This window comes from Alkalihalophilus pseudofirmus OF4 (assembly GCF_000005825.2).
In the GTDB taxonomy this organism is placed as follows: domain Bacteria; phylum Bacillota; class Bacilli; order Bacillales; family Bacillaceae_D; genus Alkalihalophilus; species Alkalihalophilus pseudofirmus.
This window is the reverse complement of the sequence record NC_013791.2, coordinates 1,747,792-1,774,205: the sequence shown is the minus strand read 5'-3', so window position 1 is coordinate 1,774,205 and position 26,414 is coordinate 1,747,792. Positions and strand designations below refer to the sequence as shown.

Sequence of the window (26,414 nt, the reverse complement as noted above, 5' to 3'; positions counted from 1 at the left end):
TAGATGAAGCATACCACACAATGCCTAGAATACCTAATGATACTTACAATTTATTTAAAATGAACGATACTAGAATTTATAGCACTAATTTAAAGGAAGTGAACTTTTGTGATTAATATAACAATTCCAACATCGAATGTGACGATTACCAAACAAGATAATCCAGAGCTTAGTAATATCTATGGATTTACTGATTTCCACCTGATCCCTAGAGATAAGGGTGGTATTTTTATGTTTTATAATGACAAGAAAGAGTTATTATTCGTAGGTAAAGCAAGGAAGTTAAGACAACGAATCAAAAAACATTTTGAAGATACGGTATCGCCAATCAAAGTACATAGAGATGAAGTTGCTAAAATTGATGTGTGCATTATTGAAGACCCTGTTCATAGAGAAATCTATGAGACATATATTATTAATGAACTCAAGGCGAAGTACAATGTAGATAAAGTGTTTTTTAAGTAAAACCTAATAGCCATAAATAAGAATAAAGGTAGTAACTAAAAAGAGTGTTGGCATAAGCTATGCCAACACTCTTTATTATGCCTGCTCAAAATCCATAGGATCTAAGTATATACCAGATTGATAATATTCTCCCATGTCTTGAGGTGTCACGATTTCGCCCGGAGCAATATCCGCCGCTGTATATTGAATGAAGTCCTCAGATATTTGATTATTTCTGTAAATTAGAAAAAGAGGGACTAAAGGAAGCTGGCTAGCGTCAACCCAAGTATAACCATTCTCGGAGGTGACAGATGATGGTCGTTGGGCTCCAAAGCTTATAACTAAATTAACATACCCCTCATTATCAATAATTGTCTGATAATCTGAAATAGTATATAGTCCCAACATACCAACTGGTGTGACAAAATTCATGCTCCAATATTGCATATCTTCATCGCCTGAGATCCCGAAATTATGATACGTATCCGGGAACGTAGGAGCTTTCCAGCGAATATATAACAACTTATTAGGGTCCCTGTCAATTAGGGTGGAAATGGTATAGATTGTATTTCCTTCAGGCTGAAGAAACTCTGGCCCAAAACGCTTCCATGTTAAATCGACGTTCTGTCTAAAGTTGTTCTCTATGTTATTTCTTGTATTCATATTGGCAACTTCATTTAGATACCTAAAGTCATCAAAATCCAGCTGATGCGGCGGAGTTGTGGTTTGAAATGCTGCAGAGGGGAGACTGCTATTTTGTGCATAAGTGATAAAAGGAAGATCGACACCTCCTGTTTTATCATAGCCTATACTCGGAACGTAAATTCTTAATATAATAAACCCGGTTCTATTTGGTGCACCACTTTCAAGAGTCCCTGCGTAAATCACATTATTACCCGCATCAGGAACAAAAAGATTCGAGCCCTCAGGAGGTTCAGTAAAACGGATTTTCAACGTATAGTTACGATTTGTTGCATCCCAATTCCCACCTGGAAAAAAGGGGTTCGTACTGCCTGGGTCAGGAATTAAATCCCTCCCAACTATTGCATCAACTAAACGATGAGTTGGAATATTTGCTACATTAAAGGTGAAATAGCGTGCATAGGGATATCGCCCTCTGATGACAATTTCGGTAGTGGGATCAGCTTCATACGGAAAAATGTAGTAGCTCGCGTTATGGTCCCCCAAGAAAAAATACGTATCACTTGGTTGATAAATCCAATTCTGATGAGGCCCGGGATGAGGAACATTAGAAGAGGTATGGTCCGTTTGATTTCGCGATACCGCTATGTTGGACACACTAGTTTGGTTTATTTGATTAGGTACATAAGGAGAGGTTTGGTAAGCATAATTCTGTGATAAAGGCGCGTAGTTAGGTTGGAATGTATAAGAAGAATGATAGGAATAATAGTGTGGCTGTGAAGTGAAAGAAGGACCAGCTTGCCTAAAATATCCATTTCTCAAGATAACATTCACTCCTCTTTTATTGGTTTCTATTAATGTATGCGGTCGTTTAAAACATGTGTAAAATGCCTATTTTGTTACTCTATTTAAGTCTTTTGGCAGTCGTCTTATCCATTTTCAGATAACCAACTAATAATTTTTTGGCATCATCAGCATATGTTATAGCCAGTGTTAAAGAGGTGATTAATCGATCTGTCACAGAAACGATATCCTCGCTTTCTGATGGTGTATCAAGGATCTCAATAACTGTAGAACCTCGATGCTTAATCGTACTAAACAGCCTTAAAATGGCATTGAGGGAATAATGAGCTTGTCTCAAACTGCGAATAACACGCAGCTGTTCCACTTCCTTTTCTCCGTATACTCTAAATCCGTTCTCAAGCCGCGGGACTGAAATTAGACCGTTACGTTCCCAATTTCGTAATGCCTCAGATGTGACACTTAAAAGCTTGGCCACTTCTTTTCTGGAGTACGTTTGATTACCTTGTACGGACTCTTTCCTCAGCCATTTCTCAACTACATCGGCCGCTTTTACAGCATGGTGATACTCGGTTTCCAAATGCGAGATATATTGGGTTGTTAACTGCAGAGCGCCTTGGAAATCTTCTTTACCCGATGCATATACGATTTGTCTTGCTCGATTTCTCATATCTCCTTGCACAATTTCACATGTAAACAATAATCGGGCAATCTTCATTTGCAGCAAGTGGACATCTGAATAGATCCGATATCCATTTTCTTTTCTAGGAACAGGGGAGATATAGCCCCAGTCTTCATAAATCCGCACAGTGTTAGGGTGCACGCTCACTAATTGTGCCATTTCTTTTGTTCGATACACCCCAACCACCTGCTTTTGGTTTAATTTTGATTCTCTATTATCAATTGCGACGGATCGTCTGCATCTTGCATAACGATGAGTTGATGCATAGCACGGGTGCAAGCCACGTACAACAATCCTTTTTCAAACTCATTTCTGTATGCACTGCCACTCACAAAAGGAACAACTACTTGATCAAATTCAAGTCCTTTAGCCAGCTGAACGGTAGTAAGTGTAATTCCTTCTGTAAAGCTAGAGCTTTCCTCATCTAGGCGTGTGAACGTAAATTTCTCACACAAAACTCCATCTAACGTTTGCACCATAGCTTCTGTTTTGCAAATAATTCCACAAGTTTTAAATTTGCTCTGTTCAAATTGATGAAGAGAGGCTATTAATTCCTCTACCTGCTCGTAGTCACTGTGATACGTGATGATCCTTGGCTTATCTCCATGACGTTTGACTGCTTCAATAGCATTCTCAGGGAGGAACTGTCTCGTAAATTCGATAATTTCATAGCTGGAACGATAACTTTTCTTTAGTTCAACAAACTCAGGCTCTGAAAAAATCGGCTTAAAGGTTTTCTCCGTATGCAAGGCGAAAGGGTTCAGTGATTGACTGAAGTCTCCAAGAATCGTTCTCTTGCACGGGAATACCTTTTGCAGCACCATATATTCTACCGGCGCATAATCCTGCATTTCATCGACAACAAGATGATCAACCGCATCAAAAGTATCGATGCCTTCTAGATAATCAATACAATACAGGTATGGATACACATCTGCAAATTCTAACTGATTTTTTTTCATGATAAAGAGTTCAGTTCGGTTTAAATGTACATAGAAGGACTTATACAGCTGCATAGGATCATTAAAGCGAAGTCGCTTTTTTAGCCTCTTAGTTACTTCTCCCAATGAGGGAGGCTTCATTTCGCCCATTCTTTTTGATTTTATAACTTCGAGGATATCCCTTGCTATATACTCAATTCGTTTTTTGACTGGATAACGGCTATAGCTTTTAAAACGTCGGCTAAGATAGTCCTGCGTGAACTCCATCTCTTGGATTGTAACCATTGTCGGTTCGAATATTTCTGTATCCAGTTGTGTTAAGTAGTCTTTAAAAAGGCTGAAAAACTCTATTGATGACTTAAACGAAATCCGCTCTGCAAACGATGGGGCATGAGGTTCGATCAGCCGTTTGGTTTGATCGTATTTTGTGGTGAAGGAGAATTTAGCTGGCATGATTGAACGGGCAATATCCTCAATCGTATTCTCTTTAATTGGTTCCTCACCAAGCTCGGGCAGGACAGTTGAAATATAATCGGCAAACACTTTATTAGGAGAAACAATCATCACCCGATCAGAGGAGAGTGTTTCTTTATTTTTGTATAGTAAATAGGCGATGCGGTGAAGAGCAATAGACGTTTTGCCGGAGCCTGCCACGCCTTGAATAACGAGCGTATGTGCTTTCTCATTTCGTACGATCTTATTTTGTTCTTGTTGAATGGTTGCGATAATTGTTTTCATACGATCATCAGCAGTTGTACTTAATTCCTTTTGCAAAATATTATCGTGAATATTAGTGGAGCTTTCTAGGACATACTCAAGCTCACTGTTTGTAATCTTAAATTGACGCTTTCTTGTGAGTTCACCTGAAATCAATCCATTTAATGACTGATACGAGGCAGGACCAAGCTCGTACTCATAATACATCCCTGAGACTGGGGCGCGCCAATCATAAATACATACAGATCCATCTTCATCTGTAAACGAAAACTTTCCTATATAGAAGATTTCAGTATCCTCCTCAGATTCTCCGTCATAAATAAAATCAATACGGCCAAAGTATGGAGAGTCAATCAGTTTCCCTAGCTGATTTAGCTTTTTTTCAACCATCACTCCAGTTTTATCAATTGTCGTAAGAGAGCGTTGATGACTAAACGCCTCCATAGAATCCATTTCATTTCGATAATCGACCATATATTGTTTCAAGTCCTTATATTCATCTTGATAATTTTCAAGCTTGTCGGCTTCTTTCTCATACGCTTTATGCAATTTGGTTAAAATCGTTGATAAAGATATGATCTCATCAGGAAATCTAGTCATTTTATCCCTCCTTAAATTAAACACAGCAACCATCTTAGCAAAAAAGGAAAGGGTGGTGGCTTATTGGAGGGTTTGGTTTAAATGAGATTGAAACTCCTATTTGAAGTGACACACATTACTCACACGCCTAATATATTAGCCAAAAGAGGTTCAAATTGAATGCACTTTCATTCTGTATTGTGTTAAATCATACTTGACTTATAGGATTTATGAGTTTACCATTAATTCAACCATTATTTTTATTTTCAGTTAATGAAAAGACGAATGAAAGGTAGTCTCTATCAATATAGTGACTGATGATAAGTTCATATTTGTGAGGTGGATATCGTTGCAACTTCAGGTAGTTAACAGTCCTTTTAGTCAGGAGCAGGCGGATCTCCTTAATCAACTTCTGCCAACGTTAACAGAGTCGCAAAAAATTTGGTTGATGGGCTATTTAGCTGCATCTCAATCTGCTGCAGCCACGGTTACACCAGAAGCTCCGGCAGCTCAAGCTTCTACAGAAAGTGCGCCGCAGCCCGTTTCCAAAGAAGTAACCATTCTTTTCGGTTCGCAAACGGGTAATTCTCAAGGTCTCGCAAAACAGGCAGGGAAGACTCTTGAAGAAAAAGGCTTCCAAGTAAACGTAGCATCAATGAATGATTTTAAGCCGAATCAGCTGAAAAAAATTCAAAATCTTTTGATCGTTGTGAGTACACATGGTGAGGGAGAGCCTCCGGATAGTGCACTGACATTCCATGAATTCCTTCACGGCAGAAGAGCTCCAAAGCTGGACGATCTACGTTTCTCTGTCTTAGCACTAGGTGACAGTTCTTATGAATTTTTCTGTCAGACAGGTAAAGAATTTGACCAACGCTTAGAAGAGCTAGGCGGCACACGAATACATCCGCGTGTCGATTGTGACCTTGACTATGATGACCCAGCAGCAGAATGGCTTGATGGAGTCATCAGCGGTTTAAGTGAAGCACAGGGCGCAATCAGTGCACCAACGCAAGCAGCAGCTGCACCTGCTAGTGGTGAATCAGCATATTCAAGAAAGAATCCATTTAAAGCGGAAGTATTAGAAAATCTTAATTTGAATGGCCGCGGCTCTAATAAGGAAACGCGTCATCTTGAATTATCGCTTGAAGGATCAGGACTTACGTATGCACCAGGAGATAGTCTAGGAATCTATCCTGAGAATGATCCTGTATTAGTAGATTTACTCATCAAAGAAATGAACTGGGATCCAGAAGAAATTGTAACGGTCAATAAACAAGGGGATGTTCGTCCGCTTAAAGAAGCGCTCACTTCTCAATTTGAAATTACCGTGTTAACAAAGCCGCTTCTTGAGCAGGCAGCAAAGCTATCTGCTAATCAAGACCTGACGGAGCTTTTATCAACAGGTAATGAGAAACTAAAAGAATTTATTGAAGGCCGTGATTTGCTTGATTTAGTTCAAACGTATGGTCCATGGAGTGGATCTGCACAAGACTTTATCTCCATCTTACGAAAAATGCCAGCCCGTCTCTATTCGATTGCAAGCAGCTTATCAGCCAACCCTGATGAAGTTCATTTAACAATCGGCGCTGTTCGTTATCAATCACATGGACGTGACAGAAGCGGGGTTTGCTCGATTTTATGTTCAGAACGTCTAGAGCCAGGTGATACGCTTCCTATTTACATTCAACATAACGAAAACTTTAAGCTCCCTGAAAATCCTGATACACCGATTATTATGGTCGGACCGGGTACGGGGATTGCACCATTCCGTTCATTTATTCAAGAGCGTGAAGAACAAGGGGCGGAAGGTAAGTCTTGGTTATTCTTTGGCGACCAACATTTCGTTACAGACTTCCTTTATCAAACCGAATGGCAGCAATGGTTAAAAGACGGCGTACTTACAAAAATGGATGTCGCCTTCTCACGTGATACAGAAGAGAAAGTGTACGTGCAGCACCGCATGCTTGAAGCGAGTAAGGAATTATATGCGTGGCTTGAGCAAGGTGCGGTTGTTTACATTTGCGGAGATGAGAAGCATATGGCCCATGATGTACATATGACTCTGATCGACATTATTGAAAAAGAAGGCCAAATGAGCCGTGAACAAGCGGAACAATACGTTGCTGATATGCAGCAGCAAAAACGTTATCAACGTGATGTATATTGATTTTGGATCGGAAGGAGAACAGACAACATGGCTAACGAGAAATTAAAAGCGCCAGACGGCCCTCCAAGTGATGTGGAGCGAATTAAACAGGAGAGTAATTTGCTGCGTGGTACGTTAAAGGAAGTAATGCTTGACCGTATCAGCGCGGGCATTCCAGATGATGATAACCGCCTGATGAAGCACCACGGAAGCTACCTGCAAGATGACCGTGACCTGCGTAACGAACGTCAAAAACAGAAGCTTGAACCAGCTTATCAGTTCATGCTTCGTGTCCGCATGGCAGGGGGCGTGTCAACACCCGAACAGTGGCTTGTGATGGATGAGCTTGCAGATAAATACGGAAACGGCACACTAAAGCTGACAACACGTCAAACATTTCAAATGCATGGGATCTTAAAATGGAACATGAAGAAAACGATCCAAGAGATCCATGCATCGATGCTTGATACCATTGCGGCGTGCGGGGATGTTAACCGTAACGTGATGAGCGTTTCTAACCCAGACCAATCTCAAATCCATACGGAAGTGTATGAGTGGGGCAAAAAAATAAGTGATGACTTATTGCCGCGCACAAGAGCGTATCACGAAATTTGGTTGGATGAAGAAAAAGTAGCTTCTACACCTGAGGCAGAAGAAGTCGAGCCCATGTATGGCCCGCTGTATCTTCCGCGTAAATTTAAAATAGGGATTGCTGTCCCTCCGTCAAATGATGTTGATGTGTATTCTCAGGATCTTGGCTACATTGCCATCATTGAAGATGGGAAACTGATTGGATTTAACGTTGCGATCGGCGGCGGTATGGGGATGTCTCATGGTGATAAGGAGACGTATCCGCAGCTTGCTAAAGTGATTGGATTCGTCAAACCAGATCAAATTGTTGATGTTGCTGAAAAAATCATTACGATTCAACGTGATTACGGTAATCGTTCTGAACGTAAGAATGCCCGCTTCAAATACACAGTAGATCGTCTTGGTCTTGAGAATGTGAAAGAGGAGCTGGAAAACCGCCTTGGCTGGAGTCTTGAGGAAGCAAAGCCTTTCCAATTTGACAGCAATGGCGACCGCTACGGCTGGGTGAAGGGTGTTCGCGGCAAGTGGCATTATACGATGTTTGTAGAAGGCGGCCGAATTGTTGATACAGATGAGTATAAATTAAAGACGGCTGTGCGCGAAATTGCTAAGGTTCATACAGGTGATATCCGCCTTACAGCGAACCAAAACTTAATCATCGCTAATGTATCCACTCAGAATAAGAAGCAGATTATGGCACTTATCGATCAATATGGGTTAACAGACGGGAAGAACCATTCTGCTCTACGCCGCAGCTCGATTGCCTGTGTGTCGCTTCCTACATGCGGCCTTGCAATGGCAGAAGCAGAGCGTTATTTACCAGTTTTAATTGATAAGATAGATGCAATCATTGATGAAAACGGGCTTCGTGACGAAGAAATCACAATTCGTATGACAGGCTGTCCGAACGGCTGTGCCCGCCACGCATTAGGCGAAATCGGTTTTATCGGAAAAGCGCCAGGCAAATACAATATGTATCTTGGAGCAGCCTTTGATGGCAGCCGTTTAAGCAAAATGTACCGTGAGAATATCGGGGAAGAGGAAATCCTGCGTGAGCTTGGAGTGATCCTTCCACGTTATGCAAACGAACGCCAAGAAGGCGAACACTTCGGTGACTTTGTCATTCGTGCAGGAATTATTAACGCAACGACTGACGGAACGAATTTTCATGCATAAATAGAGATGAGAGAGACAGGGATGCGTCCCTGTCTTTTTTTGTGTTGTGAGTAATAGGATTCAGTGAAACCAATGAAAATATTTCTTCTAACATTAGGTGTTGATTTCCGCTGCAGGCACACGCTACTGCGGTCATTCCGGGAGTGTCCTCCTCGCTACGATCTAGCAGGATACCTACTAGCCATGTAAAAATGAACTCCCCTGCCATAATGGTTGATCTCCGCTGCAGGGACTCGCTTTCCGCGGGCGGTCCGGAAGCCTCCTTGTCGCACGCTCCTGTGGGGTACCCGCTGGCCACGCACATCCCGCAGGAGTCGAGTCCCTTCCGCTCCAATCAACAGAGGAAAGATGTTGTAAAGTGCTCACTCATTATAAGTAGCTTCTAAACCTAACAGACGCTGAGGCAGATTAAAGCAATAGTTATTAGAACTGCGCTTACTTCCTACTCAATCTCACAACATTTCTTGAAAAAGCACATAACCTAGCAGATGAAATATGCGGAGACTCGAGCGGTGCCTAGAGCAAGGCTGAGATCCCACAGGGCCAAAGCCCGAGGAATCTCAGCAGCTCACCGCGGAAAGCGAAGCATATTTCAGGAGCGGCAATTTTCCACTAACGTACATTTGTTATTTGTTTAAAAAACAAACATGCTGGGAATATACATGCTGTACACGTATTTTAGAAGTTTAATTTAACATCAACATACTAAAAAGGAGTTTTTCCCATGCGAAATCAACTGAAGCATTATATTAATGGTGAATGGATAGAGTCGACTGGCTCTCGGGTTATTGAAGTCATTAATCCAGCAACAGAGGAAGTGATGGGTAAAATCAGTTCAGGTACGGAAGAAGATTTAGATAAAGCGGTAAAAGCTGCAAGATCGGTATTCCCAGCATTTTCACGTTCGACAAAAGAAGAGCGTATCGAATGGTTAGAGAAGATCGTTCAGGGCTATGAAGCGAGAAAAGAGGAGCTTATTGAGGTGATGACCGATGAGCTTGGTGCTCCGTTATCTGTCTCTGAAGAGGTTCATTATCCGATGGGGGTCGGGCACTTTAAACAGGCTATCGAATCCCTTTCTGACTACTCTTTTTCAGAAGATAGAGGCGGACACACCCTCTTAAAAGAATCGATTGGAGTAAGTGGTCTGATCACACCTTGGAACTTCCCGACCAATCAACTCTCCACAAAAATTGCTAGTGCCATTGCAGCAGGAAGTCCGGTCATTTTAAAACCGGCATCAAAAACACCATTTGCTGCGATCATTGTCGCTGAAATCATCCATGAAGCAGGCTTGCCAAAAGGTGCATTTAACCTTGTAAATGGCTCAGGTTCTGTCATCGGAAATGGAATCAGCTCACATCCTGACATTGATTTCGTTTCCTTCACTGGTTCTGGCGGTGTTGGAGAAACGATCATGCAAAAAGCAGCGGAAACGAAAAAGAAAGTGGCACTTGAGCTTGGTGGCAAATCACCTGTTGTCGTGCTCGATGATGCAAATGTGGAAGAGGCAGCGAAGACTGCTATCTCCCATATCACAAAAAATACTGGACAAGTTTGTTCAGCGGGGACGAGAGTATTGATTCCGGAATCTATGAAAGAGGAATTCGAACAGAAGGTCGTTGAATTGCTTCCGAATTATCCAGTCGGAGATCCTCGTAAAGAAGGAGTCGCAACTGGCCCGCTCGTCTCAAAGGATCAGTGGGAGACCGTGCAATCTTACATTGAAAAAGGTGAAAAAGAAGCGAAACTGCTTGTCGGCGGAGCAGGAAAGCCTGAAGGATTACCAACTGGCTATTATGCGAAACCAACATTTTTCACTGATGTGTCAAACGATTCCGTTATTGCACAGGAAGAAATTTTTGGCCCAGTATCTGTAATCATTACGTATAGTGACGTAGAAGATGCAATCGAGAAGGCCAATGATACAAAATACGGGTTAGCAGGCTATGTAGTCGGACAAGACCCTGTTCAGCTCAGTTACGTTGCTTCTAGTATTAGAGCCGGCCGTATTGTCGTTAATAATGCCGAAACAGACTTTAACGGACCATTTGGCGGCTACAAGGAGTCAGGCATCGGCCGCGAATGGGGCGACTTTGGCATCGAGGAATATTTAGAAGTTAAATCAGTACATGGCATGCCAAAATCATAAATGGAAAAATACCAGCACACACTGTGCTGGTATTTTTTATGAGGTAAAGGATGTAAATATCACGTTTAGTATCCTAAATTAGAGTTTTGACAGAAGAACTCAGACAAGATATTATGAAAATAATAATTATTACGATTTACATAAGAGGAGGCTATTATGAATAATATTATCCCAGTAACGGTCTTAAGCGGCTATCTTGGATCAGGAAAAACGACTTTATTAAACCATCTATTACAGAATAGAGATGGGCTGAAAATCGCTGTTATTGTTAATGACATGAGTGAAGTGAATATCGATGCAGAGTTAGTCAAACAGGGTGGCGAGTTATCTCGTACAGATGAAAAGCTAGTAGAAATGTCAAATGGCTGCATCTGCTGTACACTGCGGGAAGATCTGTTAATCGAAGTAAAGAAACTGGCACTAACAGGAAATATTGACTATATTGTCATTGAATCTACAGGCATTAGTGAACCAGTACCAGTTGCACAAACTTTTTCTTATATTGACGAAGAGCTTAATATTGACCTGACTGAATTTTACCGTCTGGACACTATGGTTACTGTAGTGGACGCAAACCGTTTCTGGCACGATTTTCGCTCTGGAGAAACACTTCTAGATCGAAAAGAATCTCTAGGGGAAGATGATATACGAGAAATTGCTGACCTACTCATTGATCAGATAGAGTTCTGTGATGTACTCCTGCTAAATAAATGTGATTTGGTAGATGAGGATGAACTGGAGAAATTAGAGAAGGTTTTACGCACATTACAACCCGATGCAAAATTAATTAAAACCATGCAGGCGAAAGTCGACCCTAAGGAAGTACTTAATACAAAACTATTTAACTTTGAAAAAGCGAATCAATCTGCCGGATGGATTAAAGAGCTTACAGCTGGTCACAAAGCTCATACCCCTGAAACAGAGGAGTATAATATTTCATCCTTTGTTTATAGCAGGAGATTGCCTTTTCATTCAGTCCGACTATATAATATGATCCACAATTTGCCTGAAAATGTTGTAAGAGCTAAAGGAATCGCATGGTGCGCCTCAAGAAATAACCTTGCTATTCTTATGTCACAAGCAGGACCCGCTGTTCAATTTGAACCGGTGTCATATTGGGTAGCAAGCCTTCCTGAAGCAGAGAAAAAACAGATCATTAAAGAGAACCCTCATTTACTGAATGAGTGGGACCCTGAATTCGGAGATCGTCATACAAAGCTTGTTTTTATTGGTACAAATTTAGATGAAAATGAGATCACTCAAGAATTAGACAGGTGCCTGCTAACCGATAGCGAATTGATGTCAGACTGGGACGAGTTAGAAGATCCATTCCGATGGAAGCTTCAAAACGCATAAGAAAGTGGGGACATAATGATTTTATCAAGCAAAACAATCCAAACAAAAATTGAGACTAATGAATTGGGCATTGACCCTTTTGAAAAAGAGCATATTCAGCCGGCTTCATTGGATTTGCGTCTTGGAACACATTTTTTAACAATTGATGAATATAAAGAGAACACATTGTCTTTAACAAAACTCGTATCGTATCGCGAAATAATTCCTGAGGATAACAAGCTCATTTTACCACCTCAAACCTTTTTACTTGCAACCACGCTCGAAACAATCCACCTGCCTAATACGTTAACTGCTTTTGTGGAAGGGAGAAGCTCAATAGGGAGACTTGGGTTGTTTATTCAGAATGCAGGGTGGGTGGACCCAGGGTTTAGCGGTCAAATCACATTGGAATTATACAATGCTAATCGATTGCCGATTGAACTCATACCCGGCAGAAGAATATGCCAGCTGGTATTTGCAGAAGTCACAGAGGAAGGCGTTCCATACAGAGGGAAGTACCTTAACCAAAAAGGGGCAACACACAGTAAAATATTTGATGACAAGGATTAAAATGGTCAATTTCCACAGGAAACCATCCTCATTAACAAGAAGAAATAAAGGAAAAAAGGTAGTGAGAGCTGCTTAAATTAATCTAAAGTAAATATATACAAAAGGAAGGGATTCATATACAATGTAAATCGAAATTATTACGATTTTAGTTTGTGAAAGGGAGATCTATATGGGCCTTAAATGTTTACATTCAATCTTATTCCTGTCCTTTATGTCATTACTTTTATCTGCGTGCGGGGGAGAGGAGACATCCTCAAATGAACATGATGCGAGCACAGATACAAATTCAGAGGAACGAAAATCTTTAACAATGCTTTTTAGCTTTGCCTCTTCATCCATTGATCCTCATCAAGATTTCATGGGAGTTCGTGCAGGGATTGCAGAAACTCTAGTAAAAATTGATGAAAATTTAGAGATCCAGCCGTGGCTCGCTGAAGAGTACGAACAGGTAGATGAGAAGACATGGAAATTCAAGATTAGAGAGGGAGTTACGTTTCATGACGGCACACCTGTTGATGCAGACGCTGTGAAAGCTTCATTTGAACGTGCTGTAGAAGTAAACGCCGCTGTTGCTTCTGCGCTTAAAATTGAATCGATTGAAGCGGATGGTATGGAAGTTACATTTACAAATGAAGAACCTTATCCAGCTTTTGTTAGTGAGTTAGTACATACAAATGCATCGATTATTAAGACAGATGCTGATAACATCAGTGAACAACCAATTGCTACTGGTCCTTTTAAGATAGAAAGTTTTCTATCAGAAAGTGAAATCAACCTTAATAAATATGAAGAGTACTGGGCTACACCAGCAAAGCTCGATGAAGTAACTGTGAAATTTAATTCTGATGCTAATGTACGAGCATTAAGTCTTCAGTCTGGTGAAGCAGATATCGCCTACCATCTACCTCCTGAAGCACTGGATCCGATTGAATCAAGCAATGAGCATTGGGTTGAATCCGTGCCTAGCTTACGAGTACATTTCCTGCTCTATAATCAATTATCTGAACCGCTGCAAGATAACAGAGTCAGAAAAGCATTGGACCTTATCGTGAACCGAGATGTAATGGTAGAAGAAATTATGAATGAACATGCAACAGCTGCCAGTGGACCATTTAACCCTGACTTTCCATTTGCAGGAGATAGCTTAACAGTTAACTATAATCCAGAACAAGCAGAAGCTCTGTTAGAAGAGGCAGGATATACTAAAAATGATCAAGGAAATCTTGAAAAAGACGGAAAAGAACTCTCCTTTACCATTGCAACGTATCAAGGCAGACCAGAGCTTCCATTAATGGCACAGTACTTCCAGGCTGAAGCTGCTAATATAGGGGTGAAGGTTGATATTGTAACGATTGAAGATATTGACAGCTATTTATTTGAAAAACAAGATGAATGGGACATTGCAACTTACAGTAATCTTACTGCACCACGAGGAGATGGGGGTTACTTCTTAAATGTAGCATACTTGCCGAATGGTGGACTAAACCCTGGGCAGATCAATATTGAAAAGCTAAACGAACTAACTCAACAGATTAATAGAACGGCTGACCCAGAAACTCGTAATGAATTGAAGAAACAAGCTGTTAGTGTAATTCAGGAAGAAGTTCCTCACTCATTCCTCCTTCATCCTCATATTATTGTAGGAGTCAATGAACGTGTTAAGAACTGGAAGCCGGGTTCTGAAGAGTATTATTTAATTACAAACACGTTGGATGTTGAATAAACGTTTGCAGTGAAAGTGTGAAATAAGCACTTTCACTGTTTCTGTTTTTGTGGAGAGGAAGTGAAGATGTGACTTGGTGGAAACAAATAGTAAAAGTAGTAAGCTCAAGGCTGCTGCAATTTATCATTATGATTTTAGTGCTTTCTTTCGTTACGTTCCTTTTAATGAAGATCACTCCAGGAGATCCGATAAGGACCATTTTAAAAGTGGATGATGTTGGTGTCACCCTGGAAGAAGAGCAACAATTAAGAGAGGCTTATGGATTTAACCAACCTATCCTTGTTCAATACCGAGAATGGCTCTCAAATGCGATACGGGGTGATTTAGGCGATTCATTAATTACAAATCGCCCTGTCATGGATATGATCACCTCCAGACTCCCAGCAACAATTGGCCTTGCAGCAGGGGGGATAGTCATGTTATTTATAATTGCTTTACCTTTAGGAATGCTTGGTGCCATCTATGAAAACAAATGGCCAGATAGGCTAAGCAGATTAATCGCTCTAGCAGGTGCATCCATGCCAAGCTTTTGGCTTGGATTTCTGTTAATCCAGTTATTTTCTCTTCATCTGGGGATTCTTCCCGTTATGGGTCGTGGAACATTTTCTCATTATATTTTACCTTCCATCACATTAGGTATTGCGATGGCACCCATGTATATTCGCCTGCTTAGAGAACGACTAATCCACACACTCAAAAGCCCCTATATTGAAGCAGCCGAAGCAAGAGGCGTTAGAAGAAGCAGAATCCTCATTGTACATGTGTTAAGGGGGAGTCTTATTTCGATTGTCACATTGCTTGGCCTTAGTATTGGCAGTCTTTTAGGCGGAATTACTGTCGTCGAAGTGTTATTTTCTTGGCCAGGGATGGGTGAGTTGATTGTGCAAGCTGTCATGCAAAGAGATTATCCGGTCATTCAAGGCTATATTCTAGTCATAGGAATCTTAGTTGTCACAGCTAATTTAATTGTAGATATAATATATACCGTTTTAAATCCACAAATTAGGTATGGAAAGGAGGGACTGTAATGGAGGCACTTCTGAACAGACCACGGACATCAATCAAACGGAACTTAGGTCTATTCATAGGAATTGGCTTGAGTTTAATCTTGCTAACGATAACCATATTAGGTTCCTTCTTCGTCCCACATGATCCTTTCACTATTGATATGACTAACCGTCTTCAATCCTCCTCAATGGTACACTGGCTTGGAACAGACCAATTGGGACGAGATGTCTTATCGAGAATGCTGTATGGTGCGAAAATTACTATTGGTTTAGGATTGGCTACGATTCTTATATCTCTTACTATTGGCGTACCTTTAGGCTTGATATCAGGATATGTTGGTGGTCGAATCGATCAATTTTTCATGAGAATTGTTGATGGAATTTTAATTTTTCCTGACTTTATTTTAGCGATCGCTTTAGCTGGTATACTCGGGCCTAGCTTAACTAATATCGTCATTGCTCTAATATTAGTGAAATGGATTACATACACCCGTGTAGTAAGAGGGTTAGTTTTAGCAGAAAAAGAGAAGGATTTCATCACTGCTGCGAAGGCAGCAAATTCAGGAACAATTAAAATCATTCGAATGCACATTATCCCTCATATATCCTCTGACCTTGTCTCTATGGCTGCTATTGATGTTGGTAAAGTCATTTTAATGATTTCAGCTTTATCCTATATCGGTATTGGAGCTCAACCACCTATTCCTGAATGGGGCGCCATGCTAAATGATGGACGTGCTTATTTTCAAGTACATCCTGCATTAATGGTATATCCAGGGCTTGCCATTATGTTTACCGTGTTATGTTTCAACTTATTAGGAGATGGAATCAATCAGGTTTCTAGGAGGGAGAAAGGATGAGCACAGCTTTACTTGAAATAGAAAACCTGCTCGTAGGTGTTTCAAATAAACAGACTTTATTGAATAAGATAAATGTATGTCTTAACAGAGGAGAAACAGCGGCCTTAATAGGAGAAAGCGGAAGCGGCAAAAGTTTAACTGCAAAATCAATTATGGGATTGCTTCCAGAAGGACTTATTCAGAGGTCTGGAAAGATAATGTTTAAAGGAGAATCAATGTCTGAAATGACAGTAAAAGAAAAGCGAGGCCTCCTAGGAAAAGAGATTGCCCTAATACACCAAGATTATCGCGGGAGCTTCACACCATACCTTAAAGTAGGCAGTCAAATGGCAGAAACCCTTAGAAGTCATGAGAAAATCAGTCGAAAAAGGGCAAAGGATCAGGTGCTTTTCGTTTTGGATCAGATGAATCTACCTGCTAAAAGAGTCTATCATAGTTACCCTTTTCAACTGAGCGGAGGTCAAATCCAACGAGCAGCCATTGCATGTATGATGCTGCTAAAACCCTCATTACTAATATGTGATGAAGCTACTTCTGCCCTTGATATGATCAGCGGCGAAATCGTCTTAGATTATCTAGAACGAGTTCAAAAACAAACAAACTGTGCTGTCCTTTATATAACACATGATCTGACGCAGGCCTACAAAAGAGCTGATTATATTTATATTATGAATGAAGGAACAGTTATTGAAGAAGGGCCATCAAGTAAGATCAAAGAGTCACCACAGCACCATTATACAAAACAACTGAATTCATCTATTTTGCCCCTTCCTCCAAGTGAGACTGAGCACAACATAAGGAGTGTGGGGAATTTATGAGCTACGTAGAGATAGGGAATATTTCAAGAACCTATAATAAAAATGTCCATGCTCTAAAAGAAATATCCTTTACCATTCAAGAGGGGGAAAGTATTGGAATCCTTGGAGAAAGCGGCAGTGGTAAAAGTACATTAGCAAAAATAATCACTGGAATAGAGCCAGCTACCAGCGGTACAATCACTTTAGACGGTGAGAGTTTAAATCAAAAGAAGCGCAAATTAATATCGTCTTACCGCAAAAAAGTTCAAATGATTTTTCAAGATGCAACGAGTGCGCTTAATCCGAGACTGCGAGTAGAGCAGTCAATTATGGAACCTTTAAGTAATTATCCTGATATCAATCCTTCTTATTCTGATGTTTCTTCTTTTTCGAAAAAAAGAAGAGAGCAGCAAATCGTAAGAGACCTCTTGAAAATGGTCGGGCTTAAAGAAGAAATGGCTCTGATGTATCCTGATCAGTTAAGCGGAGGACAGAAACAGCGAGTCGGCATTGCACGCGCTATCAGCTTAGAACCTTCTTTACTCGTATGTGATGAACCGACAGCCAGCCTTGATGTCACGGTCCAAAAACAGATTTTAGACTTGCTAAAAGCACTTCAAAATCAACACAATATGTCAATCTTATTTATTTCCCATGATGTTCGTGCTGTGTATTACTTATGCTCAAGAATCATTGTGTTAAAGAACGGGGAAATGGTTGACACCTTTAAACGGGATGAACTTTATGATGAGGCACGCCATCCTTATACGAAATCACTAATTCAAGCTGCCAGCGTTTCATGAACTGCCCTGTACTGACGTGGGGCAGTTTTTTCTTGTTAGTGCAACGACGCAATGACCTGCCGAATGTATACAATCCCCCCCGATCCATACGCATATCCTGCTTGAACTGGCGCAATTACAATCAATCGACACAATTCAGCCTACAACCGGCGCAATAGCTCACGCAATGCGCTCAATTATCATTCTTACTGACGCATAAACAGGATGAAAAAATACAATTAAATCGGCCGCATAAAGCATGCGTTAGGTTACAAAAAAACTATTGTGCTGCGCTTGATTAAAGACTATACTTTTAACAAATATTGGTCTGATTTGATTGGTCTGATTTGAGGTGAACCCTTGACAAAACGTATCATAAAGAGACTTACTATTAGCATTTTAACGGCACTACTAATCCTCTTCTTTTTTCAGTTTCAAAATAATTCCATTACCACAACTGATATACATATAGACTCTGACAAGATCCCTGCCGAATTTCACGGGTATACAATCGTTCAATTATCCGATCTTCACAATAAATCATTTGGCAAAGGTCAGAGGCGCTTGCTTGATAAAGTCGATGAGTCCAAGCCTGACCTTATCGTATTTACAGGGGACTTAATCGACTCAAAAAACTATGATGAAGAAGCAAGTCTTTTACTGATGCAGGAATTAGTAAGGCGTGCACCTGTCTACTTTGTGACAGGAAATCACGAGTGGTGGGCAGGGACTTTTTCATCGCTTGAGGAGAAGCTTGGAGACCTTGGCGTAATAGTGATGAGAAACACGGCAGCTGAGATTACCCAGGGAACTCATTCAATTCAAATATTAGGAGTTGATGACCCGGCAATATCCCCACACGAAGAAAAAGAAGTCTTAACAAGAGGAATTGAGCAAGCATTATCAAATGCTCCTGATGAGAATGCTTTTACCATTCTCCTCTCACACAGACCGGAGTGGCTGACTTTTTATGCAGCTTACCCGATTGATTTAGTGTTTTCTGGCCACGCTCATGGCGGACAACTAAGATTACCATTTATAGGAGGTCTAGTCGCACCAAGTCAAGGGATGCTGCCAAATTATACAGATGGAACATACACGTTGAATGAAACCACGATGATCGTAAACAGAGGCCTTGGGAATAGTATTATTCCACTCAGACTATTTAATCGGCCTGAGATGATCGAAGTGAAGCTTAATTCAGTGAAAAACGAATAAAGCCTCAATAAAATTAATAAGTGATGGCTCAGCATTAAAGCAAACAGTACACTTTGAAATAATTTGATAGCTTTGAGGTGATTAAAATAGAGAAGCTACAGTTACATAACAATATGGATTTCAAATCTTCGTTACACTTTATCAGCGGCAACGTGACAGTAGATGGGACGTTGCTTTTAATTGAGAGTGATGTCCTTGAATTGGACTATTTTAAGAGACCAGTTACGAAAAACACTTGGATCATTCGTACCATTAAAGATGGATTAATGAAGACGGTAGAATTAAAGAATGTTCCCCTCATACCAACTGGAATCGATCATTTTCAGGACGGATCCATTTTGCTTGTTCAATCACGCTGCGAAAATGCTGGGGACAGGGTTGAACGAAATGCAAGAAGATACAATATGAACGGACAGCTGATTGATGCCTTTATACTTGGTGACGGGATTAATACTGTGCAAATAGATGAGAATGATACGATTTGGGTTAGTTATTTTGATGAAGGGATTTTCGGCAATTTCGGCTGGGAGGATCCGATTGGGCACAGTGGTTTAGCATCCTTCTCTATTTCAGGTGAAAAGGTATGGGAAGCACAAGGGTATAATATGGCCGACTGCTGCGGTTTAAATGTGACTAATTCATCTAATGTTTTCTTTCATTATTATGATGATTTACATCTCGTTCATTTAACAAACGGACAAGAGGCTTTACACTATCAAGTTAAAGGGTCGGATGGTTTTGATCAGTTTATGTTTGATGAATATGGCCTCATCGCAGAAACAGATCGGCAAATATTAACTCGTTATAAACTGAACAAGAAAACTTTCTCACCCAGCGATAAAATAAACATGATTGATAAAGAAGGCAAGCGAATTTATGGACCTATATTTATGAGAGGCAGGTTCCTATATGTATGGGGGAATGAAACGATCTATTGGCGGTAAAAATGAATACATTTATTGATTAAAATATGGTAAACTAAACAGAACAAATGTTCCGGATTTACATACTATGATAAAGAGGTGTCCACATGATTAAAGCATTAGCTCCGTACATTGTAACAAATGGAAATGGTCATGAGGCAGTAGAATTTTACAAGCATGCGTTTGATGCTGAACTTATTGGTGTGCAGACATTTGGTGACATGCCCCCTAATCCAGAATATTCATTGCCTGAAGAAGCAAAGGATCGTGTCATGCATGCAGCCTTACAAGTTGGGGACACGAGATTAATGATATCTGATACGTTCCCAGGGCAGCCTTACGAATTAGGATCACAAGTAACGATTGCGATGATTTTAACTGATGTTGAAAAATCAAAAGATGTGTTCAGCAAATTAAGTGATGGCGGTAATGTTACGATGGAGCTTCAGGAAACGTTTTGGAGTCCGTCATATGGACAAGTAACTGATAAATTCGGCGTGAGCTGGCAGATTACAACGGAAGTAGAATAACTGTAACAAAGCATGTTTAAGGAGGATTCTTCTTACGCATGCTTTTTTTATTCATGATCATTTCCTCATTGGGACAAAATAACCTTACTACTTTTTAACACGGGAGAGGTTTACCTTGTCTGAAATCCCATTACACCTAGTCCTTATCTTATTTTTCTTACTCATCCTATCAGCCTTCTTCTCATCAGCTGAGACAGCCTACTCAAGTGCGAATAAAATGAGGCTGAAAAGTTATGCTGATGAAAACAGAAGCGGCGGGGCCAAAGCTTATCATATTGCACAGCATTTTGATCATGCGCTTTCAACGATCTTAATCGGTAATAACTTAGTCAATATCGCTGCTGCGACGATTTCAGCTCAAGTGGCTACCGCGATTGTTGGCGGCAACACTGGACTATTGATTTCAACGATTGTGATGACTATTCTTATTTTAGTATTTGGAGAAGTACTGCCAAAATCATTAGCCAAAGAAAATGCGGAATCCTTTGCTCTGAAAATATCCGTTATTTTACTTGCTTTAATGAAGCTGTTTACACCTGTAACATGGCTATTGGTAAAATTAAAGGAGGTCACTACCCGTTACGTTGCAAAATCAGAGGCCGAGCCATCAGTAACGGAAGAAGAATTAAAAGAAATATTCACCATAAGTCATGCTGAAGGTGTCCTTGATCCAAATGAAAAGGAACTGCTTCACAATACGCTTGATTTTAACGATATTAAAGTTGTAGAAATTCAAACACCAAGAACAGAGCTCGTTGCCATAGACGTTAATTCTGAGATCGAAGAGATTACTGCCCTTCTAATAAAGGAGCGTTTTTCAAGGGTTCCGGTGTACGAGGACACGATTGATAACATTATTGGTATTTTATCTGAACGAGATTTTCTCACGGCCCTTGTAACACATGGAGAAACCGATATTAGGACAATTATGCGAAAGCCGTATTTTGTCGTTGAGACGTTAAGAATTGCGAAGCTCCTTCCGATGCTGCAAAAGGACCGTGCTCATATGGCGATTGTGATTGATGAATTCGGCGGCACTTCTGGCATCATTACTCTTGAAGATATACTCGAGGAACTCGTCGGCGAGATTTGGGATGAACATGATGAAAAGATTAAAGATGTTACAGAGCTAGGCCCGAATGAGTATGAGTTTTTTGGTGACTATCCTCTTGATCAGTTTGCAAGAATGCTTGAAGTGGAGCTCCCTGACAGTCGAAATCATACACTAGGAGGCTGGTTAACGGAAAGGTTTCATTATGTACCGACTATAGATGAAGAAATAATTTATGACGGATTGAAATTAACCATTACAGACAGCGAAGATCGAAGGGTGAAGAAGGTAAAGGTCAGCCCGGCAGGATAAGCTGCAAGGTGCCAGTAGGATAAATTATGAGAACCAGACAGGGGAAACTTGTTTGGTTTTTTTGTCGTTCTATATCATTTCAAAAAATATATTGTAAATTATTAATATATACTAGATAATATTTCTAGTAATTTGAAATATTTTCTAATAGAACAGGGGTCATATGATGAGAAAGAAGACAAAATTAATTGTAGGAATTTGCGCATTATCAGTATCTTTAACTGCTGCGATTGGAGGTGGCTTATATTTTTCCACTGATCGAGAAGTCAATGCGATGCTAGATGAACCGTGGGTGGAACAAGTAGCGAATATGACTTATTATGACGACTATTCTTCATCCGCCTTTTCAGGAAAAGTAGAGCCTGAAAAGCATGAAAAAATATACTATGAACCAGAAAAAGGGAAGATTGAAGAGATTTTCGTAAAAGAAGGAGATTTGATTGATGAAGGAACCGAACTTTTTGTCTATGAACCGCTTGATTCTTCCACCCTTGAACTAGAGCAGCTAAAAATGCAGCTTGAGATGTCTTATCTTCAGATCAACCAAACAGATAAGAAAAAGAAAAAAATAGAGAAAAGCCTTAAAGAAACACAGGATAAAGAGGAAAAAGAACTAATCCAAGAAGAACTTGACCAAATTTCATTTGACCTGCGCATGAGCAACCTTGAAGCTGCTCAGCTGCAAAAGCAAATTGCTAGTATGGAAGAGGAAGAAAATTCAACAACAGTCGTAAGCAAAAGCCAAGGAATTGTGCAGTCCATCAATGAAGATGTGGTGAACGGTGCTAGCATGGAACAGGTGCCCGGTCCATTTATTCAAATCGTTTCTACAGGCTCTTACCTAATTAAAAGTCAGATCAATGAATTTTTATTAGATTCTATTGACGTTGACCAAATGGTGAAAATCACCAAAAAAGCTGGCGGCGAGGAAGAATGGCTAGGTAAAATTATTGAAATTGGGAAGCTGCCTGTAGGTAATGACCAAGGGGATCCGATGATGGATTATTACGGCGAGTCTAACCCCCAATCATCTAATTATCCTTTTACCGTGCTTATTGAGGAGCATGACGGGTTAGAAATCGGCTTTCATGTGAATGTAGAACCTGTCTCAGAAGATTCAAGCAGCGAGGCTGATGCCATAAGAGTGATGCGTGATTTTGTGGTATTTGAAGATGATGCACCTTATGTATGGCTAGTTAATGAAGAAGAGGAAGCAACGAAACAAGTCGTAGAAACAGGGGCTGAATTTGAAGAGGATTATACAATCGAAATTGTTAGCGGGATCTCTTTAGATGATTATTTAGTCTACCCAGATCCATCTGTAACTGAAGGAAAGAAGGTTACGATCTACCATGATTCATTTGAGTAAAATCTATAAAACCTTCAAGCTAGGAAAAGAGGATGTAACGATTCTCAAAAATATCGATTTTACTGTTGAGTCTGGGGAATTTGTTGCCATTATGGGCCCGTCTGGTTCTGGTAAATCGACGTTAATGAATATTTTAGGATGCCTTGATAAACCATCAACAGGTATCTATCAACTTGATGGAACAGATGTGTTAGCAAGTCGAGAAGGAGCGCTAGCTGATATTCGCAACCAGCAAATTGGCTTTGTGTTTCAAACCTTTCACCTTCTGCCAAGGCTGAGTGCTCTGCAAAATGTTGAGCTTCCGATGATTTACAGCAAAGTAAAGAAGAAAGAAAGAAGAGAAAAGGCGTTAGAAGTGCTGAGTAAGGTCGGCTTGAGTGATCGAGTCTCTTTCCTGCCAACTCGTCTGTCAGGCGGCCAGAAGCAGCGGGTAGCGATTGCTCGAGCCTTAGTGAACGAGCCTAAATTTATCTTAGCCGATGAGCCAACTGGAGCACTTGATTCAAAGTCCAGCGCACAAATCCTGCAGCTATTTAAAGAGTTAAATGAAGAAGGCGTTACGATCATTATGATTACGCACGACCAAGAAGTCGCTGATCAAGCGGATCGAGTCGTTTATATCCGTGACGGCGAATTACTAGTAAGTGAGAAGGGAGCGATCCCAAGTGCTTGAGAATATTCGAATATCGTTTCAATCCATTTTCGCTCATAAGCTGCGCTCCACACTAACTATGCTTGGTGTCATCATTGGGATTGCGGCAATCATTGCGATTGTGTCCATGATTGAAGGCCAGAGCGAGGCACTTAAAAGCAACTTAGTTGGGATGGGAAATAATACGATAAACGTCGTGTATGAGGAGCAGAGTATGATAGGCGAAGGGTATTATAATACCTCATCCTACCTTTCTGCTCCCCCAGTAAAAGAAGAAACCGTTGCACAAATCGAGAGCCTCGATATAGTAAATGGAATTTCTTTGTATCATGAATCATGGAATGCACCTGCCTTTCATTTAACGCAGTTTTCCTACCCAAGAGCAATTGGAGTGGATCAAGCCTACTTTGATCTTTTTCCTGTCACCATGGTAGAAGGCAGACCTCTCAGCGAAAATGAGCTAACTGGAACAGCCCAAGTTGTCATGATTAATGAAGATGTTCAAACAGAATTATTCCCAGATAAGAGCCCGCTTGGTGAATTTATAGAAGTCAAAGGGATCCCGTTTCGCGTAGTAGGAATATTCACAGAGACGACAGAGGAAAGCATGTTTTACGGGGGTTGGACTGAGCCAAAAATGTACTTTCCACGTGGGGTTTGGCCGTTTATCGAAGGATTTGATGCCCCGACTCAGATTGCTGTGCAAGCAACGTCTTCTAAACATATCCAGGAAGCGGGGATGATTGCAGCAGATTTGCTAAATAGCGATTTGTCTTCTGCAGATATGGAAACGGCGATGTATAATGTCATGGACTTAGAAGCCATTGCAGAAGAGATCGCCGCATTTAACATGGCATTTGCTCTATTATTAGGGGGAATTGCAAGTATCTCGCTGCTTGTCGGCGGAATTGGTGTGATGAATATTATGCTTGTTTCTGTGACAGAGCGAACTCGAGAGATAGGAATTAAGAAGGCCCTTGGTGCAAAACGTCATATCATCCTCCTGCAATTTCTAACAGAAGCAATTGTGTTAACAAGCATTGGCGGCATTTTAGGAATTGCCGGCGGGATCGGTATTGCAAAGATCATTTCAACGATTATTAATATGCCATTTATGATCTCGATTCCAGCTATTGTTGGGTCATTGATTTTTTCCATGTTAGTAGGGATTGTATTTGGGATCTTACCATCATTAAAGGCTTCAAACCTGCAGCCTGTCGATGCGTTAAGGTATGAATAATTCTCATCATTTTTTAGCCGGCTCACTAATGGGTCGGCTTTGATTTACTGTAAAGCTATTCTAATGGAGGGATCAAACAGAAAAGCTGTCAAAAGCGAGAGGTAAGAGCGTACTCGCCGCTCCTGAATATACTTCGCTTTCCGTGGGGAGCTAGTGAGCTTCTTCGGGTTTGTGTCGAGTGGGACTTCATACGCTGCTGCAGTCTTTCATCATTCTCCACAGGTTTGAACAATTATGGACAAATAGGCAAATTAGTTGTCTGATTGAAGCCTATCGATTATGATAATATTTATCATTATTTATAAAGGAGAAAACGATTTTGTTTGAATGGAGAAATATCTTTAAAGGCATGACGATGGGTGTGTCTGACCTGATTCCTGGTGTCAGCGGTGGAACAATCGCCTTAGTGCTAGGCATTTATCAAAACCTTGTCGCTGCAATCAACGGCTTATTTACAAAGGATTGGAAGAAGCATTTGATGTTTTTAATCCCGCTAGGAACGGGGATCGTGATTGCCTTACTGACGATTAGTCATCTAATTGAATGGCTGCTTGCGGAATACCCGCAGCCGACATTTTTCTTTTTTCTTGGTCTAGTCATTGGGATCATTCCTTCCTTATTAAAGGAGATTGATTATAAAAGGAGCTTTACTAACAGACATTATGGATTGTTAGCTATTGGTGCGCTTCTTGTTGCTTCAACGTTTTTCTTTAAAAGCAATGAACTGGCAGAGGTGATGACTAGTTTAAGCTTTAGTGATTATATCCTATTATTCTTTGCAGGGTGGCTCGCAAGCTCAGCAATGATTCTCCCTGGCGTGAGTGGATCGTTTATTTTCCTGCTATTCGGGGTTTATCCGACAGTCGTTAACGCATTATCTTCCTTCAATATCCCAGTCATTCTTACTGTAGGGGCAGGGATTGGAATTGGGTTAGTATTAACGAGTAAATTAATTACGTTTTTATTTGAACGCTTTAAACTTGAAACGTATGCGATCATGATTGGCTTTATCACAGGATCAATTGTCGTTATCTTTCCGGGTTTCACCGAAGACCATCTATTAAGTATCGGAGCCATCATTTTAGGGTGGATGGCTGCGAAGCTGTTGAGTGTTGCTGAGAACAAAAAAACAGTGGTGAAAATTCAGAATTCGTAATAAAATAGAAGTAAT

22 protein-coding genes are annotated in these 26,414 nt (G+C 40.6%); 19 read left to right on the top strand and 3 right to left on the bottom strand.

Features of this window, described 5'->3' with window-relative positions; translation table 11 throughout:
- Window positions 1-108 precede the first annotated feature (108 nt).
- Complete coding sequence (locus BPOF4_RS08895) at window positions 109-465, top strand: nucleotide excision repair endonuclease (RefSeq protein WP_012958795.1); 357 nt, start codon at window positions 109-111, stop codon at window positions 463-465.
- Between the two features lie 75 nt (window positions 466-540).
- On the opposite strand, the gene BPOF4_RS08890 is transcribed toward BPOF4_RS08895, so the two are convergent.
- The 3 genes from BPOF4_RS08890 to BPOF4_RS08880 form a co-directional block, all read right to left on the bottom strand.
- The gene (locus BPOF4_RS08890; protein WP_012958794.1) at window positions 541-1,908 is read right to left on the bottom strand and encodes a hypothetical protein; all 1,368 of its coding nucleotides are present in this window, start codon (window positions 1,906-1,908) and stop codon (window positions 541-543) included.
- 82 nt (window positions 1,909-1,990) lie between these two features.
- Complete coding sequence (locus tag BPOF4_RS08885; protein WP_012958793.1) at window positions 1,991-2,746, bottom strand: MerR family transcriptional regulator; 756 nt, start codon at window positions 2,744-2,746, stop codon at window positions 1,991-1,993.
- A gap of 20 nt (window positions 2,747-2,766) precedes the next feature.
- Entirely contained in the window at window positions 2,767-4,827 is a 2,061-nt protein-coding gene (locus tag BPOF4_RS08880; RefSeq protein ID WP_012958792.1) for a HelD family protein, read from the bottom strand.
- Between the two features lie 328 nt (window positions 4,828-5,155).
- On the opposite strand from BPOF4_RS08880, the gene BPOF4_RS08875 reads away from it, so the two are divergent.
- The 18 genes from BPOF4_RS08875 (at window position 5,156) to BPOF4_RS08790 (ending at window position 26,399) form a co-directional block, all read left to right on the top strand.
- Window positions 5,156-6,976, top strand: a complete 1,821-nt coding sequence (locus BPOF4_RS08875) for an assimilatory sulfite reductase (NADPH) flavoprotein subunit (protein WP_012958791.1) — start codon at window positions 5,156-5,158, stop codon at window positions 6,974-6,976.
- Window positions 6,977-7,003: 27 nt separating this feature from the next.
- A complete protein-coding gene (gene cysI / locus BPOF4_RS08870; protein ID WP_012958790.1) occupies window positions 7,004-8,722 on the top strand; it encodes an assimilatory sulfite reductase (NADPH) hemoprotein subunit in 1,719 nt (572 codons plus the stop codon).
- Window positions 8,723-9,446: 724 nt separating this feature from the next.
- Window positions 9,447-10,874 (top strand): aldehyde dehydrogenase family protein, encoded by a 1,428-nt coding sequence (locus BPOF4_RS08865; protein ID WP_012958789.1) that lies wholly within the window; start codon window positions 9,447-9,449, stop codon window positions 10,872-10,874.
- A 156-nt stretch (window positions 10,875-11,030) separates the two neighbouring features.
- On the top strand, window positions 11,031-12,230 hold the full coding sequence (locus BPOF4_RS08860; RefSeq protein WP_012958788.1) for a GTP-binding protein: 1,200 nt from the start codon (window positions 11,031-11,033) through the stop codon (window positions 12,228-12,230).
- A gap of 15 nt (window positions 12,231-12,245) precedes the next feature.
- A complete protein-coding gene (gene dcd / locus BPOF4_RS08855) occupies window positions 12,246-12,779 on the top strand; it encodes a dCTP deaminase (RefSeq protein ID WP_012958787.1) in 534 nt (177 codons plus the stop codon).
- A gap of 211 nt (window positions 12,780-12,990) precedes the next feature.
- On the top strand, window positions 12,991-14,502 hold the full coding sequence (gene nikA / locus BPOF4_RS08850; protein ID WP_238446499.1) for a nickel ABC transporter substrate-binding protein: 1,512 nt from the start codon (window positions 12,991-12,993) through the stop codon (window positions 14,500-14,502).
- A gap of 68 nt (window positions 14,503-14,570) precedes the next feature.
- Complete coding sequence (gene nikB, locus BPOF4_RS08845) at window positions 14,571-15,530, top strand: nickel ABC transporter permease (protein ID WP_012958785.1); 960 nt, start codon at window positions 14,571-14,573, stop codon at window positions 15,528-15,530.
- Window positions 15,530-16,369 (top strand): nickel transporter permease, encoded by an 840-nt coding sequence (gene nikC, locus BPOF4_RS08840; protein WP_012958784.1) that lies wholly within the window; start codon window positions 15,530-15,532, stop codon window positions 16,367-16,369. The genes nikB and nikC overlap by 1 nt, the downstream gene beginning before the upstream one ends.
- A complete protein-coding gene (locus tag BPOF4_RS08835) occupies window positions 16,366-17,187 on the top strand; it encodes an ATP-binding cassette domain-containing protein (protein WP_012958783.1) in 822 nt (273 codons plus the stop codon). The genes nikC and BPOF4_RS08835 overlap by 4 nt, the downstream gene beginning before the upstream one ends.
- Complete coding sequence (locus tag BPOF4_RS08830) at window positions 17,184-17,969, top strand: ABC transporter ATP-binding protein (RefSeq protein ID WP_012958782.1); 786 nt, start codon at window positions 17,184-17,186, stop codon at window positions 17,967-17,969. Before BPOF4_RS08835 ends, BPOF4_RS08830 begins: the two co-directional genes overlap by 4 nt.
- Window positions 17,970-18,308: 339 nt before the next feature.
- Window positions 18,309-19,166: a metallophosphoesterase gene (locus BPOF4_RS08825; RefSeq protein ID WP_012958781.1), complete on the top strand. Its 858-nt coding sequence runs from the start codon at window positions 18,309-18,311 to the stop codon at window positions 19,164-19,166.
- Window positions 19,167-19,318: 152 nt separating this feature from the next.
- The gene (locus BPOF4_RS08820) at window positions 19,319-20,110 is read left to right on the top strand and encodes a hypothetical protein (RefSeq protein WP_238446498.1); all 792 of its coding nucleotides are present in this window, start codon (window positions 19,319-19,321) and stop codon (window positions 20,108-20,110) included.
- 86 nt (window positions 20,111-20,196) lie between these two features.
- Window positions 20,197-20,619 carry a VOC family protein gene (locus BPOF4_RS08815; RefSeq protein ID WP_012958779.1) on the top strand — a complete coding sequence of 141 codons (423 nt, stop codon included), beginning with the start codon at window positions 20,197-20,199 and terminating at the stop codon, window positions 20,617-20,619.
- A gap of 115 nt (window positions 20,620-20,734) precedes the next feature.
- Window positions 20,735-21,982 carry a hemolysin family protein gene (locus BPOF4_RS08810; RefSeq protein WP_012958778.1) on the top strand — a complete coding sequence of 416 codons (1,248 nt, stop codon included), beginning with the start codon at window positions 20,735-20,737 and terminating at the stop codon, window positions 21,980-21,982.
- Between the two features lie 163 nt (window positions 21,983-22,145).
- Entirely contained in the window at window positions 22,146-23,351 is a 1,206-nt protein-coding gene (locus tag BPOF4_RS08805) for an efflux RND transporter periplasmic adaptor subunit (protein ID WP_148229508.1), read from the top strand.
- Window positions 23,335-24,024, top strand: coding sequence for an ABC transporter ATP-binding protein (locus tag BPOF4_RS08800; RefSeq protein ID WP_012958776.1), 690 nt, complete (start codon window positions 23,335-23,337; stop codon window positions 24,022-24,024). Before BPOF4_RS08805 ends, BPOF4_RS08800 begins: the two co-directional genes overlap by 17 nt.
- Entirely contained in the window at window positions 24,017-25,243 is a 1,227-nt protein-coding gene (locus BPOF4_RS08795; protein ID WP_012958775.1) for an ABC transporter permease, read from the top strand. The genes BPOF4_RS08800 and BPOF4_RS08795 overlap by 8 nt, the downstream gene beginning before the upstream one ends.
- A 349-nt stretch (window positions 25,244-25,592) precedes the next feature.
- Complete coding sequence (locus BPOF4_RS08790) at window positions 25,593-26,399, top strand: DUF368 domain-containing protein (RefSeq protein ID WP_412675613.1); 807 nt, start codon at window positions 25,593-25,595, stop codon at window positions 26,397-26,399.
- Window positions 26,400-26,414 lie beyond the last annotated feature (15 nt).